14 protein-coding genes are annotated in these 16,217 nt (G+C 61.0%); 7 read left to right on the forward strand and 7 right to left on the reverse strand.

Features of this window, described 5'->3' with window-relative positions:
* Positions 1–21: 21 nt before the first annotated feature.
* The 6 genes from era to lptF form a co-directional block, all read right to left on the reverse strand.
* Positions 22–924, reverse strand: a complete 903-nt coding sequence (era, locus tag CD58_RS23195; protein ID WP_025215334.1) for a GTPase Era — start codon at positions 922–924, stop codon at positions 22–24.
* Positions 917–1,606: a ribonuclease III gene (rnc, locus tag CD58_RS23200; protein WP_025215335.1), complete on the reverse strand. Its 690-nt coding sequence runs from the start codon at positions 1,604–1,606 to the stop codon at positions 917–919. The genes era and rnc overlap by 8 nt, the downstream gene beginning before the upstream one ends.
* Before the next feature lie 183 nt (positions 1,607–1,789).
* The gene (gene lepB / locus CD58_RS23205; protein WP_025215336.1) at positions 1,790–2,644 is read right to left on the reverse strand and encodes a signal peptidase I; all 855 of its coding nucleotides are present in this window, start codon (positions 2,642–2,644) and stop codon (positions 1,790–1,792) included.
* Positions 2,645–2,649: 5 nt separating this feature from the next.
* On the reverse strand, positions 2,650–4,449 hold the full coding sequence (lepA, locus tag CD58_RS23210; protein WP_025215337.1) for a translation elongation factor 4: 1,800 nt from the start codon (positions 4,447–4,449) through the stop codon (positions 2,650–2,652).
* A 256-nt stretch (positions 4,450–4,705) separates the two neighbouring features.
* A complete protein-coding gene (gene lptG / locus CD58_RS23215; RefSeq protein WP_025215338.1) occupies positions 4,706–5,767 on the reverse strand; it encodes an LPS export ABC transporter permease LptG in 1,062 nt (353 codons plus the stop codon).
* Entirely contained in the window at positions 5,760–6,881 is a 1,122-nt protein-coding gene (gene lptF, locus CD58_RS23220) for an LPS export ABC transporter permease LptF (RefSeq protein ID WP_025215339.1), read from the reverse strand. The genes lptG and lptF overlap by 8 nt, the downstream gene beginning before the upstream one ends.
* A gap of 314 nt (positions 6,882–7,195) precedes the next feature.
* Here lptF and CD58_RS23225 point away from each other — a divergent pair, with 314 nt between their 5' ends.
* The 5 genes from CD58_RS23225 (at position 7,196) to rlmF (ending at position 13,910) form a co-directional block, all read left to right on the forward strand.
* A complete protein-coding gene (locus CD58_RS23225; protein ID WP_025215340.1) occupies positions 7,196–8,686 on the forward strand; it encodes a leucyl aminopeptidase in 1,491 nt (496 codons plus the stop codon).
* Positions 8,687–8,746: 60 nt separating this feature from the next.
* Positions 8,747–9,175, forward strand: coding sequence for a DNA polymerase III subunit chi (locus CD58_RS23230; protein ID WP_025215341.1), 429 nt, complete (start codon positions 8,747–8,749; stop codon positions 9,173–9,175).
* Between the two features lie 7 nt (positions 9,176–9,182).
* Positions 9,183–9,548 carry a hypothetical protein gene (locus CD58_RS23235; RefSeq protein ID WP_025215342.1) on the forward strand — a complete coding sequence of 122 codons (366 nt, stop codon included), beginning with the start codon at positions 9,183–9,185 and terminating at the stop codon, positions 9,546–9,548.
* A gap of 234 nt (positions 9,549–9,782) precedes the next feature.
* Positions 9,783–12,629, forward strand: coding sequence for a valine--tRNA ligase (locus CD58_RS23240; protein WP_025215343.1), 2,847 nt, complete (start codon positions 9,783–9,785; stop codon positions 12,627–12,629).
* Positions 12,630–12,884: 255 nt separating this feature from the next.
* Positions 12,885–13,910: a 23S rRNA (adenine(1618)-N(6))-methyltransferase RlmF gene (gene rlmF, locus CD58_RS23245; protein ID WP_025215344.1), complete on the forward strand. Its 1,026-nt coding sequence runs from the start codon at positions 12,885–12,887 to the stop codon at positions 13,908–13,910.
* 250 nt (positions 13,911–14,160) lie between these two features.
* Here rlmF and CD58_RS23250 read toward each other — a convergent pair whose 3' ends face one another.
* Positions 14,161–14,442 carry an HU family DNA-binding protein gene (locus CD58_RS23250; RefSeq protein ID WP_007905514.1) on the reverse strand — a complete coding sequence of 94 codons (282 nt, stop codon included), beginning with the start codon at positions 14,440–14,442 and terminating at the stop codon, positions 14,161–14,163.
* A 396-nt stretch (positions 14,443–14,838) separates the two neighbouring features.
* On the opposite strand from CD58_RS23250, the gene yejK reads away from it, so the two are divergent.
* Positions 14,839–15,843: a nucleoid-associated protein YejK gene (gene yejK / locus CD58_RS23255; RefSeq protein ID WP_025215345.1), complete on the forward strand. Its 1,005-nt coding sequence runs from the start codon at positions 14,839–14,841 to the stop codon at positions 15,841–15,843.
* Positions 15,843–16,199 carry a glutaredoxin family protein gene (locus CD58_RS23260; protein ID WP_025215346.1) on the forward strand — a complete coding sequence of 119 codons (357 nt, stop codon included), beginning with the start codon at positions 15,843–15,845 and terminating at the stop codon, positions 16,197–16,199. The genes yejK and CD58_RS23260 overlap by 1 nt, the downstream gene beginning before the upstream one ends.
* The last annotated feature ends 18 nt before the right edge of the window (positions 16,200–16,217 follow it).

Below are 16,217 nucleotides of genomic sequence, written 5' to 3' on the forward strand. Positions count from 1 at the left end.
CCGCCCACCATGATCTTGGGATTACAGGTCGCCGTAACCCAACGACCGCAGCGCGCGCTCGTCATCGGACCAGCCGCCCTTCACCTTGACCCACAGGTTGAGCATGATCTTGGAGTCGAACAGCAGCTCCATGTCCTTGCGCGCCTCGGTGCCGATGCGCTTGATGCGCTCGCCCTTGTCGCCAATGATGATTTTCTTCTGGCCGTCACGTTCGACGAGGATCAAGGCATGGATGTGCAGGGTCTTGCCCTGCTGCTTGAACTCTTCGATTTCCACGGTGATCTGGTACGGCAGCTCGGCGCCCATCTGGCGCATGATTTTCTCGCGCACCAGCTCGGCGGCGAGGAAACGGCTGCTGCGGTCGGTGATCTGGTCTTCGGGGAAGAAGTGATCGTTTTCCGGCAGGTGCTCGGCAATCACTCGCTCCAGCGCGTCGAGGTTGTGACCGTGCTGGGCGGAGATCGGCATGATCTGGGCGTTCGGCAACTGTTCCTGCAACCAGGACAGGTGCGGCATCAGCTCAGCCTTGTCTTCGATGCGGTCGGTCTTGTTCAGTGCCACGATCAGCGGACCGGTGACGTACTGGACACGCTCGAGGACCATCTGGTCTTCGTCGGTCCACTTGGTGCGATCGACCACGAAGATCACCACGTCGACGTCTTTCAACGCCGCCGAAGCGGTCTTGTTCATGTAGCGGTTAAGGGCCTTTTCGCCGCCCTTGTGCATGCCCGGGGTGTCGACGTAGATCGCCTGGACGGCGCCTTCGGTCTTGATGCCCAGCATGTTGTGGCGAGTGGTCTGGGGCTTGCGCGAGGTGATCGCGAGCTTCTGGCCCAGGATGTGATTCAGCAGCGTGGACTTGCCCACGTTCGGCCGGCCGACAATGGCGACATAGCCGCAGCGGGTGACGGTTGTATCAGTCATTGCCATTCTCCACGCCCAAGGCAATCAGTGCTGCGGCGGCCGCTACCTGTTCGGCAATACGACGACTCACACCCTGGCCCCGGCTTTTTTCATTCAATAAGACCACTTCGCATTCAACGAAGAAGGTTCGGCAATGCGGCTCACCCTGGATATCCACGACTTCGTAGCGTGGCAGCTCGCAACTGCGTGATTGCAGGAATTCCTGCAACCGGGTTTTCGGATCCTTGTTGGTGTCCACCAGCGTCAGGCTGTCGATCTCGGAGGTCAACCAGGCCAGCACGCGCTCGCGCGCCATCTGCATGCCGGCGTCCAGGTAGATCGCGCCGATCAACGCTTCCAGGGCATCGGCCAGAATCGACTCGCGCCGGAAACCGCCGCTCTTCAATTCACCGGAGCCCAGGCGCAGGTAGTCGCCCAAGTCGAAACCACGGGCCAACACGGCCAGGGTCTCACCTTTTACCAATCGCGCGCGAAGACGCGACAACTGGCCTTCGCGGGCCAACGGGAAACGCTCGAACAGCGCCTCGCCAGCCACGAAGTTGAGGATGGCATCACCGAGGAATTCCAGGCGTTCGTTGTTGCGCCCGGCAAAACTGCGGTGAGTGAGGGCCAGGACCATCAGTTCCTGGTCCTTGAAGGTGTAACCGAGCTGACGCTCGAGACGGCTGAGAGAAGCGCTCACGGTTTACCCACGCTGAGTTCGTGGCTGGTTTCCACCGCCACGGCGGCAAAGCGCCGTTGGCTTGGGACAATTAACGCTGTGTTCAAAAATGACGTCCTGACTATCGTTGGCTTCATGCCTTCGGGCGCCTAGTGCAGGCTCCAGAAATGCATTCGGCGCTGTGTTCAACAGCGCCGTGTGTGATTACTTGATCAGGCCAACCCGCGAGAAATTCGGCAGGTGGCTGAGTTTGGGTTCCGGCCAGCTCATCCAGACGGCGAAGGCCTTGCCGACGATATTCCGGTCGGGGACCATGCCCAGCATGTCCTTGGGAATGTTTGGATCATCCCAGTAACGGCTGTCGTTGGAGTTGTCGCGGTTGTCGCCCATCATGAAATAGTGCCCGGCGGGCACGGTCCACGAACGGTCCGGCGTCGCGCGGTAGCGGCTCATTTCCTTGCGGATCAAGTGCTCGGCTTCGCCGAGTTTTTCCTGGTAGAGCTCAGCGCTGCCCAGCGTGCCCGGCTCGGAGCCGATCAGTTGTTCGGCCACCGATTCGCCATTGACGAACAGGCGCTTGTCGGCAGTGTAGCGAACCTTGTCGCCCGGCAGGCCGACCACACGCTTGATGTAGTTGACGTTCGGGTCGCTCGGGAAGCGGAACACCATGACATCGCCGCGTTGCGGGTCACCGATCTCGATGACCTTTTTGTCGATCACCGGCAGGCGGATCCCGTAGGAGAACTTGTTCACCAGGATGAAATCGCCCACGTCCAGGGTCGGCTTCATCGAGCCGGACGGGATCTGGAAGGGTTCCACCAGGAACGAGCGCAGCACCAGCACGATGAACAGCACCGGGAAGAACGACTTGCCGTACTCGACCAGCAGCGGTTCCTTGTTGAGCTTTTCGACCACCACACCATCAGGCTGGCTGACGCTGCCCTGATAGGAGGCGATGGCCGCCCGGCGCCGAGGCGCCAGGAACAACAGATCAAGCAACGCCAACAGACCGCAGACGAACACGGCGATAACCAGCAACAGCGGGAAATTTAGCGACATAGGACCTAACTATCCAACCTGAGCACCGCAAGGAAGGCTTCCTGTGGAATTTCCACGTTACCGACCTGCTTCATGCGTTTTTTACCGGCCTTTTGCTTTTCCAACAGCTTGCGCTTACGGCTGACGTCGCCGCCGTAGCATTTGGCCAATACGTTCTTTCTGAGCGCCTTGACGGTTGTACGCGCCACAATCTGCCCGCCAATGGCGGCCTGGATTGCCACGTCGAACATCTGCCGCGGAATCAGTTCCTTCATCTTCTCGGTCAACGCGCGACCTTTGTAGTGCGCGTTGTCACGGTGCACGATCAATGCCAGGGCATCGACCTTCTCACCGTTGATCAGCACATCCAGCTTCACCAGGTTAGCCGATTGGTAACGATCGAAATGATAGTCCAGCGAAGCATAGCCGCGACTGGTGGATTTCAGGCGATCGAAGAAATCCAATACCACTTCGTTCATCGGCAGGTCGTAGGTCACTTGGACCTGCGTGCCGAGGAACAGCATGTCGTGCTGCACGCCACGCTTCTCGATGCACAGGGTAATGACGTTGCCCAGGTGTTCCTGCGGCACAAGGATGTTGGCCCGCACGATCGGCTCGCGCATGTCCTCGATGGCCGACAGGTCCGGTAGCTTGGACGGGTTGTCGACGTAGATGGTTTCGCCGTTCTTGAGCAGCAGCTCAAAGATTACGGTCGGCGCCGTGGTGATCAGGTCCAGGTCGTACTCGCGCTCCAGGCGCTCCTGGATGATTTCCATGTGGAGCATGCCCAGGAACCCGCAACGGAAACCGAAGCCCAGGGCGTCGGAGCTTTCCGGGGTGTATTGCAGGGACGAGTCGTTCAGCGTCAGCTTTTGCAGGGCTTCGCGGAAGTCTTCGAAGTCGTCGGAGCTGACCGGGAACAGGCCGGCGTAGACCTGGGGCTGGATACGTTTGAAACCTGGCAGCACATCGACGTCGGGGGTGGAGCTCAAGGTCAGGGTGTCACCGACCGGCGCCCCGTGGATGTCCTTGATGCCGGCAATGATGAAGCCCACTTCACCGGCCTTCAGGTCAACGGTGGCGGAGTGTTTCGGATTGAATACACCGACGCTGTCCACCAGGTGGATCTTGCCGGTGGATTTGACCAGGATCTTGTCGCCCTTCTTCACGCGGCCATGGCGCACGCGAACCAGGGAAACCACGCCCAGGTAATTGTCGAACCAGGAATCGATGATCAACGCTTGCAGCGGATCTTCGATGTTACCGGTCGGCGCGGGAATGGTCTGCACCAGGCGCTCGAGCACTTCGTCCACGCCCAGGCCGGTCTTGGCGCTGCAGGTGACCGCGTCGGTGGCGTCGATGCCGATGATCTTCTCGATTTCTTCCTTCACGCGGTCCGGATCGGCCTGGGGCAGGTCGATCTTGTTCAACACCGGCATGACTTCCAGACCCTGCTCGATGGCCGTGTAGCAGTTGGCAACCGACTGGGCCTCGACACCCTGACCGGCATCGACTACCAGCAACGCACCTTCACAGGCCGCCAGCGACCGGCTGACTTCATAGGTGAAGTCGACGTGGCCCGGGGTATCGATGAAGTTCAGCTGATAGGTAACGCCGTCGCGAGCCTTGTAATAGAGGGTAACGCTGTGGGCCTTGATGGTGATCCCGCGTTCACGCTCCAGGTCCATGGAGTCCAGGACCTGGGCTTCCATTTCACGCTCGGCCAGGCCGCCGCACATCTGGATGAAGCGATCGGCCAGCGTCGACTTGCCATGGTCAATGTGGGCGATGATGGAGAAATTGCGGATATGACTCAAATCACTCACGGATCAACACTCAAAAAGGCTGCAGGCATGGCCCGCCGAAAAATAGCCGGGAATTGTACCTGATACAGCGCGCAAGCGTCACGTTCGCCTGTCGATGAGCTTCTGTGGCGAGGGAGCTTGCTCCCGCTGGGCTGCGAAGCGGCCCTCGATTTATCCGACACGGCGATATGTCAGGCAGGCTGTAGGGGACTGCTACGCAGTCCAGCGGGAGCAAGCTCCCTCGCCACAGAAGCCTGCTCGCCACATTGAATTGAGGTCAACCCGCCCGGCGCAGCAGCCAGATCCCGGCCAATGCGCAGACAGCCGCGGGGACCAGCACTGCAAACAGCGGAGAGAAACCGAACACCAGGCTCGATGGCCCGAGCAAATCCTGGGCAATGCGGAATGTGAAGCCCACCAGCACGCCGGTAAACACCCTCTGGCCAAGGGTCACCGAACGCAACGGGCCGAAGATGAAGGAAATCGCCATCAGCACCAGGGCGGCAGTGACCAGCGGTTGCAACACCTTGACCCAAAAAGCCAACCAGTAGCGGCCGTTGTTCAGGCCCTGGTCCGCCAGGTAGTGGATGTAGCCCCACAAACCGGTAATCGACAGGGACTCCGGCGCCATCACTACGGTGCTGAGCAGTTGCGGGCTGATCGACACCTCCCAACGTTCTTCCGGGGCGGCGACCACCTCGGTGCGCTTGTCATGGAACAGGGTGGTGGTGACATCGCTCAGCTGCCAGTGATCGTCGGCGAATTTGGCGCGCTTGGCGAAGCTCGACGACAGCATGTGCCGCTGATCGTCGAAGCGATAACGGGTCACGCCGTACAGAATACCGTTGGGCTGGACCGAGTTGATGTGGATGAACTCATCGCCCTGGCGGTGCCACAGGCCGTGCTTGGCGCTTTGTGCATCACCGCCGCCCTGGGCCAGGGAACGGTTGGCCTGGGCGGTATTTTCAGTGGCCGGGGCGATGTATTCGCCGATCAGCACACCCACCAGCATCAGCACCAGCATCGGCTTCATCACCGCCCAGACGATCCGACCAATGGACACGCCAGCGGCGCGCATGATGGTCAGTTCGCTGTTGCTGGCCAGGCTGCCCAGGCCGATCAGGCAACCGATCAGCGCGGCCATCGGCAGCATGTCGTACAAACGCCGCGGCGCTGTCAGCAGCACGTAGCTCAGGACGTCCGCCAGGGTATAGGTGTCGGTGACGTCGCTCATTTCATCGATGAAGGCAAACAGGGTCGCCAGGCCAAGAATGATCCCCAGCACGGCAAGAATCGCCATGAACACGCTGCTGCCGATGTAGCGATCGAGTTTAACCACGGGCCACCTCCAGCGCGCTGCGACGACTGGCCAGCTTCAGGCGTAGCGGCTCCCAGTAGAGCAACCCCAGGCCGATGGCCAGGAAGATCGAATGCACCCACCACAAGCCGAGGGCCGGCGGGATCTTGCCTTTCTCCAACGCACTGCGGGCGGAAATCAGGATGGTCAGGTAAGCCATATACAGAAGAATCGCCGGCAGCAGCTTGAGGAAACGGCCCTGGCGCGGATTGACCCGCGACAGCGGGACCGCCATGAGGGTCACGATAAATACCAGCAGCGGCAGCGACAGGCGCCATTGCAGCTCGGTGCGGGCTCGGATGTCGTTGCTACCCAGCAGGCTGGCGGTGGGCATCGCGTCGCGGTCGGTGACTTCGTCGCTGACCTCGGGCTTGGGCAGCAACACGCCATAGGTGTCGTACTTGATGGCCCGGTAATCGGCCTGCCCCGGCTTGCCATCATAGCGATAGCCGTTTTCCAGGATCAGGTAGCGGTTGCCGTCGGGGTTGATTTCCTGCCGGCCCTTCTCGGCCACCAGTACAGAGATACCGCGATCCTTTTTAGTATCGGAAGACAGGTTCTTTTGGGTAATGAAGACGCCCCCCAGGTCGACCCGGTCGTCCGAGAGCTGTTCGGTATAGGTGACGCGCGTACCGTCACGTAGCGCCTGGAAACGCCCCGGCACCAGGGTATCGAATTCGGTCATGGCGTCCTGCTGGTTGATCAGCAGCTGGAACTGGTTGGCGCCCTGGGGCGACAGGCTCAGGCTCAGCCAGGCCACCACCAACGCCACCAATGTGGCCGGGAACAGCGTGATACGAAACAGCCGCTGCTGGCTCATGCCGGTGGCCGACAGCACGGTCATTTCACTGTCGAGGTACAAGCGGCCGTAGGCCAGCAAAATACCCAGGAACAACCCCAGTGGCAGGATCAGTTGCAGGAAGCCCGGCAGGCGGAACCCCATGATCAGGAACAGGGAGCCCGGGTCCAAGGCGCCGGAGGCCGCCTGGGCGAGGTATTTGATGAAGCGCCCGCTCATGATGATGACCAGCAGCACGGCGCTGACGGCGCTTAGGGTCAACAGGACTTCGCGGGAGAGATAACGAAAGACGATCAAACCAGACACTCCAAGGTTGTCAGGCTAAGGCGGCCAAACAAGCAAACGTATCGAGCCGGCCCGCCAAGGCGAACCGCCGAAAAAAGAGCCGCATTATCCTGTGATTGTGGGCGCCTGTCACTGCGCACGCTTTAAACCGGTGCTTAAAGCCGCAAAGTTAGCGTTGCCGAGGGTTGTCAGGCTCGGGCGCCGGGGTTCAAACTGCGGCCTTTGTCGCCGGCAAACACCGGCGCTTCTTTTATATAGAAGAAGCTCGCTCAGCGCGCCATTGTCTCGGCGCCTGGCATCTTGACCATTCACTCAGGGATCCGCACATGGAACTGGTTGTAAAAAGCGTCAGCCCAGAAACGTTGAAAACCGCCACGCTGGTGGTTGCCGTTGGTGAAGACCGCAAGCTCGGCGTCGTCGCCACCCAACTCGATGCCCTCTGCGACGGCGCCATCAGCGCCGTGCTCAAGCGTGGCGACCTGGCCGGCAAAGTTGGCCAGAGCCTGTTGCTGCACAACCTGCCCAACCTCAAGGCCGACCGCGTGCTGCTGGTGGGTGTGGGCAAGGACGCCGAACTCGGCGACCGTCCGTTCCGTAAAATCATCGCGGGCGTGCTCGGCACCCTCAAAAGCCTGGGTGGCGCCGATGCCGCCCTGGCTCTGGACGAATTGGTCATCAAGGGCCGCGACAGCTACGGCAAGAACCGCCTGCTGGCCGAAACCCTGGTGGACGGCGAATACCAGTTCGACCGTTTCAAGAGCCAGAAGGCCGAACGCCGCGCCCTGAAAAAAATCACCCTGTTGACCATCAAGGCCGCCCAGGCTGAAGTGCAGCGCGCCGTGACTCACGCCACCGCAATTGCCAACGGCATGGCCTTCACCCGCGATCTGGGCAACCTGCCGCCGAACATCTGCCATCCGACGTACATGGGTGAGCAGGCCAAGGCCTTGGGCAAAGAATTCAAGGGCCTGAAGGTCGAAGTCTTCGACGAAAAGAAAATCAAAGACCTCGGCATGGGTTCGTTCTACGCCGTCGGCCAGGGCAGCGCCCAGCCACCCCGCCTGATCGTCATGCAATACAACGGTGGCAAGAAATCCGAGAAACCCTACGCGCTGGTGGGCAAAGGCATTACGTTCGACACCGGTGGCATCAGCCTCAAGCCGGGTGCAGGCATGGATGAAATGAAGTACGACATGGGCGGCGCCGCGAGCGTGTTCGGCACCCTGCGTGCCGTGCTCGAGTTGCAACTGCCGATCAACCTGGTGTGCATCCTGGCCTGCGCCGAGAACATGCCCAGTGGTACCGCCTCGCGTCCGGGTGACATCGTTACCACCATGAGCGGGCAGACCGTGGAAATCCTCAACACCGACGCCGAAGGCCGCCTGGTGCTGTGTGACGCCCTTACCTACTCCGAGCGTTTCAAGCCACAAGCGGTGATCGACATCGCCACCCTGACCGGCGCGTGCGTCGTCGCCCTGGGCGCCCACACCTCGGGCCTGCTGGGCAACAACGACGAACTGATCGGCCAACTGCTCAACGCCGGCCAGCAAGCCGACGACCGCGCCTGGCAATTGCCGCTGTTCGATGAATACCAGGAACAACTGGACAGCCCGTTCGCCGACATCGCCAACATCGGCGGTCCGAAAGCCGGGACCATCACGGCGGCGTGCTTCCTGTCGCGCTTCACCAAGAACCTGAACTGGGCGCACCTGGACATCGCCGGCACGGCCTGGACCAGCGGCGGCAAGGACAAGGGCGCCACCGGCCGTCCGGTTCCCCTGCTGACCCAGTACCTGCTGGACCGCGCCAAGGCCTGACACCGATGACCGTCGTTGCCGCCACCTTCGGGGGGCGTCATCGGCGGCTCAGGAACTGCAATGACCAAAGTCGATTTCTACATCCTGCCCAGCGCCGATCCATCGGCGCGGCTGGATTTTGCCTGCAAACTCACCGAAAAGGCCTGGCGCATGGGCCATCGCATCTACCTGCATTGCAGCGATGCCGCCCAGCGCGATGACCTCGATGCACGCCTGTGGGCCTTCAAGGGCGAAAGCTTCGTGCCCCATGGCCCGGCCGAAAGCGAACCCGAAGGGCTGATCGTGCTTGGGCTGGGGGATGACTGCGGTCAGCACCAGGACCTGCTGGTCAACCTTGATCTGAAAGTGCCAGCTTTCGCCCAGCGCTTCGCCCGCGTGGCGGAAGTGGTGGTGGAAGACCCGGTCATCCGACAAGCCGCGCGGGAGAGTTTTCGTTTCTACCGCGAACAGGGCTATCCTCTGCAAGACCACCGTTTACAGCGACTCTGAGCCTACGATGGACACACCAAAACCACCGCAAAAACCCGCGCACCTGCTGGATGACCTCGAGTCGATCCGCCAGCTGCTCGGCGACGACAACCTGCAACCACCGCTGTTGACCGATACGGTGGAGCACGACCTCGTGCACGACGAACAGATCCCACTGTTGTTCGAGCCGATCAACGGCCAGCCCGAACCCAAGCCCGCTGCCAAGCCCGAAACCAAAGGCCCCGACGCTCTGCTGCACCTGGACCGCGAATTGCGCGCCGCCGCGCAGCTGATCATGCAGGACGTCATCGACGACTTCGCCCCGCACATCGAGACCGAGATCAAGCGTCGGCTGGATGCACGGATGGAGCGGTTGCTCAGTCAGTACGAGTAACAGCACTCCCCCGCTTCTGTGGCGAGGGAGCTTGCTCCCGCTGGGGCGCGAAGCGGCCCCAAACCAGCAGACCTTTTGCGACTGCTTCGCAGCCGAGCGGGAGCAAGCTCCCTCGCCACAATGTTTATCGGCCGGAATACGAGCAATCACCGCCGCCCCGACTCGCCCTGCGCCCCACGCCCCGCTATACTTCCCGGCTTTTCCTGAATAAATGCCAATAGGGTCCCGCCGCGCATGGATAAGACCTACCAGCCGCACGCCATTGAAACTTCCTGGTACAACACCTGGGAGTCCGAGAATTATTTCGCTCCGCAAGGCGCGGGCGATTCCTACACCATCATGATCCCGCCGCCGAACGTCACCGGCAGCCTGCACATGGGCCACGGTTTCAACAACGCGATCATGGACGCCCTGATCCGTTTCCGCCGCATGCAAGGCCGTAACACCCTGTGGCAACCGGGTACCGACCACGCCGGTATCGCTACGCAGATGCTGGTAGAGCGCCGCCTCGAAGCCCAGGGCCAGAGTCGCCATGACCTGGGCCGTGAAAAATTCCTGGAAAAAGTCTGGGAATGGAAAGACGAGTCCGGTGGCAACATCAGCCGCCAGATCCGTCGCCTCGGCTCGTCGGTGGACTGGAGTCGCGAGCGCTTCACCATGGACGACGGTCTTTCGGAAGCAGTGAAAGAAGCCTTCGTGCGCCTGCATGAAGACGGACTGATCTATCGCGGCAAGCGCCTGGTCAACTGGGACACCAAGCTGCACACGGCGATTTCCGACCTCGAAGTGGAAAACCATGACGAGAAGGGTTTCCTGTGGAACCTGAAGTACCCATTGGCCGACGGCGCCAAGACCGCCGAAGGCAAGGACTACCTGATCGTCGCCACCACGCGCCCGGAAACCATGCTCGGTGACGCCGCCGTGGCGGTGAACCCGAACGATGAGCGCTACCAGGCCCTGATTGGCAAGTTCGTGGAACTGCCTTTGGTTGGCCGGCGCATCCCGATCATCGGCGACGATTACTGCGACCCTGAGTTCGGCACCGGCTGCGTGAAGATCACCCCGGCCCACGATTTCAACGACTACGAAGTCGGCAAGCGCCACAATCTGCCGCTGCTGAACATTTTCGACAAAAACGCCAACGTGTTGCCGGCGGCCCAGGTGTTCAACCTCGACGGCACGCTGAACGAAAGTGTCGACGGCACGCTGCCGGCCGCATACGCCGGCCTCGACCGCTTCGAGGCACGCAAGCAGATCGTCGCGGCATTCGACGCCGCCGGCCTGTTGGTCAGCGTCGACGATCACGCCCTGAAAGTCCCGAAAGGCGACCGCTCCGGCACCATCATCGAACCATGGCTGACCGACCAGTGGTACGTGTCCACCAAGCCCCTGGCCGAGCCGGCGATTGCCGCGGTGGAAGACGGTCGCATCCAGTTCGTGCCCAAGCAATACGAAAACATGTACTTCTCGTGGATGCGCGACATCCAGGATTGGTGCATCAGCCGTCAGCTGTGGTGGGGCCATCGCATCCCGGCCTGGTACGACGAGTCGGGCAAGGTCTACGTCGGCCGCGATGAAGCCGAAGTCCGCGCCAAGCACAACCTCGGCCCAGACGTGGCGTTGCAGCAGGACAACGACGTACTCGACACCTGGTTCAGTTCGGGCCTGTGGACCTTCTCCACCCTGGGCTGGCCGCAACAGACCGAGTTCCTGAAGAAATTCCACTCCACCGACGTGCTGGTCACCGGTTTCGACATCATTTTCTTCTGGGTCGCCCGGATGATCATGATGACCATGCACCTGATGAAGAACGAAGACGGCACCCCGCAAGTACCGTTCAAGACCGTCTACGTCCACGGTCTGGTGCGCGACGGCCAGGGCCAGAAGATGTCCAAGTCCAAGGGCAACGTCCTGGACCCGCTGGACATCATCGACGGCATCGACCTGGAAGCCCTGGTGCAAAAGCGCACGTCCGGCCTGATGCAGCCAAAACTGGCGAAGAAGATCGAGAAGGCCACCCGCGAAGAATTCGCCGACGGCATCGCCAGCTACGGCACCGACGCCCTGCGCTTCACTTTCTGCTCGCTGGCGTCCACCGGTCGTGACATCAAGTTCGACATGGGCCGCGTCGAGGGCTACCGCAACTTCTGCAACAAGATCTGGAACGCTGCGCGCTACGTGCTGGACAAAGGCGAAGACTGCGGCCAGAACGGCGAAGCCTTCGAGCTGACCCTGGCCGATCGCTGGATCATTTCGCAGTTGCAGCGCACCGAGGCCGAAGTGACCCGCCAGCTCGATCAGTTCCGTTTCGACCTGGCCGCACAAGCCTTGTACGAGTTCATCTGGAACCAGTATTGCGACTGGTACCTGGAACTGTCCAAGCCGGTGCTGTGGGACGAAAACGCACCGGTCGAACGCCAGCGCGGCACCCGTCGCACCCTGGTGCGCGTGTTGGAAGTGGCCCTGCGCCTGGCGCATCCGTTCATGCCGTTCATCACCGAGGAAATCTGGCAGCGCGTCGCACCGCTGGCAGGCGCCCAAGGCAAGACGATCATGCTGCAACCTTGGCCGGTGGCCAATGAAACCCGCATCGATCCGGCGGCCGAAGACGACATCGAATGGCTCAAGACCTTCATGCTGGGCCTGCGTAACATCCGCGCCGAAATGAACATCGGTCCGGGCAAGCCACTGGCCCTGTTCCTGAAGAACGCCAGCGCCGAAGACCTGCGCCGCCTCAACGAAAACGAGGCGCTGCTCAAGAAGCTGGCGAAGCTCGAATCCGTGACGGTGCTGGCCGCCGGCGAAGAAGCGCCACTGTCGGCCACCGCCCTGGTCGGCGAGATGGAAGTGCTGGTGCCGATGGCCGGCCTGATCGACAAAGCGGCGGAGCTGGCGCGCCTGGATAAGGAAATCCAGCGTCTGAAGGGTGAAGTGCAGCGGGTCGGCGGCAAGCTGTCCAACGCCGGTTTCGTCGACAAGGCCCCGGCCGAAGTCATCGAGAAGGAACGGGCCAAACTGGCCGAGGCCGAGCAGGCCTTGGGCAAGCTGGCCGAGCAGCATGCGCGGATCTCCAGTCTGTAACAGTGGTCCGCAATAAAAAAGGAGGTCCTGATGGACCTCCTTTTTTATGCCTGTCACTTTCTTACGAGCGCTGCCCCCCCCTTGTGGGAGCGAGCTTGCTCGCGATAGCGGTGGGTCAGCTTGCATCAATGCTGGATGTGTCGCTGCCATCGCGAGCAAGCTCGCTCCCACATTTAATCGGCGCAAGCCTCAAGACCAGGCTGGATGTGGGACAATACCCGCCACTTTTTGAGCCATCCCCGAATCGACCCGCCCATGACCGCCCCCCGCACACCCAGACCTGCACGCCAGAAGCCCAAACCCGCCACCGAGGCCAAAGCCGTGGCGCCGCGGGAGAAGGCTAGCCTGCACCCCCGCAACCGCCACCAGGGCCGCTACGACTTCCCGGCGTTGATCAAGTCCACGCCTGAATTGGCCAAGTTCGTGATCATCAACCCGTATGGCAAGGAAAGCATCGACTTCGCCAGCCCCGATGCGGTGCGGGTGTTCAACCGGGCGCTGCTCAAATCCTTCTATGGCATCGCCCATTGGGACATTCCGGCCGACTACCTGTGCCCCCCAGTGCCCGGTCGCGCGGACTATGTGCACTTCCTCGCCGATTTGCTCGCCAGTCATAACGAAGGCGAGATCCCTCGGGGTGCGGCAGTGAAGGTGCTGGACATCGGCACGGGCGCCAACTGCGTCTATCCGCTGATCGGCTACAGCGACTACCGCTGGCACTTCCTCGGCTCGGAGATCGATCCGACGGCCATCGCCTCGGCCAAGGCCATTGTCCAGTCCAACGGGCTGAACAAGGCTATCCAGCTTCGCCAGCAAGCCAACCGCAAGCAGATCTTGCTGGGCTTGCTGGAGGACGCCGAGCGGTTCGACCTGACGATGTGCAATCCACCGTTCCACGCGTCCCTGGAGGAAGCCACCAAGGGCAGCCAGCGCAAATGGCGGGCGCTGGGCAAGGCCGATCCGAAACGCAAACTGCCGGTGCTGAACTTCGGCGGCCAGGCAGCCGAACTCTGGTGCGAAGGTGGGGAAGCCCGGTTCGTCACACAGCTGATCAGCGAAAGCGCTCAACTGGCCCGGCAAGTGCTGTGGTTCAGCACGCTGGTGTCGAAGGCTTCGAACCTGCCAGCCATTCAGGCCGCGTTGAAAAAAGCCGGTGCACTGCACAGCCAGGTGGTGGAAATGTCCCAGGGCCAGAAGCAGAGCCGCTTCGTGGCCTGGACCTTCCAAACCGAGGCGCAGCAACAGGCCTGGCGTCAGGCGCGCTGGGTCCGCAAGGACTGAAGGCGACCTCCTGTGGCGAGGGAGCTTGCTCCCGCTGGGCTGCGCAGCAGCCCCAAGCCCTGACACTTCGGTGAATCAGGCAGACCAGGCTCAGCCTGCTTTGGGGGGCTGCGCAACCCAGCGGGAGCAAGCTCCCTCGCCACAAAAGCCGCACTGTGAGGAATTATTCCCGCACCATAGGACACTTTTTCCAAGGCAACAAAAAACCGTGCCCGGATCGCTCCGCGGCACGGTTTTTTTTGCAACGATCTTACTTGTTGACCGCGTCGGTCAGGCCTTTGGCCACAACCAGCTTGATCACTTTCTTGGCAGCGATTTCGATGGCAGCGCCAGTCGAAGGGTTACGGCCAGTACGGGCAGGACGCTCGGTGACTTTCAGCTTGCCGATACCTGGCAAGGTGATTTCGCCGCCGTTTTCCAGCTGATCGGCAACGATTTGGCCCAGTTGGTCCAGAGCGTTACGCGCGGTGGTTTTCGGCGCGTCGATGGCTTCAGCGATGTCAGCGATCAGTTGGTCTTTAGTAAGAGCCATGTAGTGTTCCTTCCCTATCAAATTCATATGGATTGCAGAGTGCAGTGTCAGCCATCGAGCCCGATCTCTGTTGATCAGGCACCCTCGGCACTCACCACGACGGATCGGGGTAATAGATGCCGAAAACCGGGTTTGGTTCGACCTGACAGATGCTGAATGCACGCTTAACGCAGTGACTTCGCGTAAGACCGGGCAAAACTAGCACAGAGCAGGGGAAATATCCGCCTCTAGCTACCCATTTGGTCAGCTTTCTTGCGCTAAAACGGTAAAAAATTGCATATGGGGTGCCGCAAGGGTCTGAAAGAGGCTTTGCAGGGTTCCAAAACCAGTGATTGCGGTACACTGGGCCCTTTTTCGGGGAGCGCGCCCTCCTCTCTTTCACCAGCCGAGAAACCCATGCCGATCCGTCATTGCATCGTCCACCTGATCGACAAAAAACCCGACGGCACACCCGCAGTGCTCCATGCCCGCGACTCCGAACTGAGCGAGTCCACAGCCATCGAGAACATGCTCGCCGACCTCAACGAGAGCTACAACGCCAAACAAGGCAAGGCCTGGGGCTTTTTCCATGCCGAGTCTGGCGCGCACCCGTTCAGCGGTTGGCTGAAGGAATACCTCGACGGCGGCAAGGATTTCACCGCCTTCAGTCGCGTGGCGGTGGAACACCTGCAGAAACTGATGGAAGAATCCAACCTGTCGGTGGGTGGCCATGTGCTGTTCGCCCACTATCAACAAGGCATGACCGACTACCTGGCGATTGCCCTGCTGCACCACAGCGAAGGCGTGGCCGTCACCGACGAGCTGGACGTGACCCCGTCCCGTCACCTGGACCTGGGCCAATTGCACCTGGCGGCGCGGATCAACGTGTCGGAATGGCAGAACAACAAGCAATCCAAGCAGTACATCTCTTTCATCAAGGGCAAGAACGGCAAGAAAGTCTCGGAGTATTTCCGCGACTTCATCGGCTGCCAGGAAGGCGTCGACGGCCCTGGCGAGACCCGCACCCTGCTCAAGGCCTTCAGTGACTTCGTCGAAAGCGAAGACCTGCCTGAAGACGATGCCCGGGAAAAAACCAAGACCCTGGTGGATTACGCCAGCAGCCAGGCCAAACTTGGCGAGCCGATGGGCCTGGCAGAACTGTCCGAGCTGATCGACGAAGATCGCCCGAAAGCCTTCTATGATCACATCCGCAACAAGGACTACGGCCTGTCGCCGGAGATCCCGGCAGATAAACGCACCCTCAACCAGTTCCGCCGCTTCACCGGCCGCGCCGAAGGGTTGTCCATCAGCTTCGAAGCGCACCTGCTGGGCTCCAAGATCGAATATGACGAAGAAGCCGGCACACTGATCATCAAGGGGTTGCCCACGTCGCTGACCGACCAGCTCAAGCGACGTAATTGATGCTCGGTAGGGTGCTGAAGAAGTTTCTGCTGATTCTGCTGGTGGTGGTGGCGTACCAGAACTGGGGCAAGATCGAGCGGGTGTTCAACCCGTCACAGATGGTTTCCGAGCAGGTCCGAACCAATGCCCGCGTCGTGCTGTATGCCACCGACTGGTGCGGCTACTGCAAGGCCACCCGACGGTTCCTGGATGAGAAAGGCGTGCCGTTTCGCGAGTTCGATATCGAGAAAGATGCCGAAGCGCGCAAGGCCTACGAGGCGCTGGGCGGCCGGGGGATTCCGATTCTCGATGTGAATGGCACATTGATGCGTGGGTATGAGCCGGAGAATATTCTCAAGGCGTTGTCCGCCATCTGATCATCCCCCTTGTGGGAG

This window comes from Pseudomonas brassicacearum, assembly GCF_000585995.1.
Taxonomy (GTDB): Bacteria; Pseudomonadota; Gammaproteobacteria; order Pseudomonadales; family Pseudomonadaceae; genus Aquipseudomonas; species Aquipseudomonas brassicacearum_A.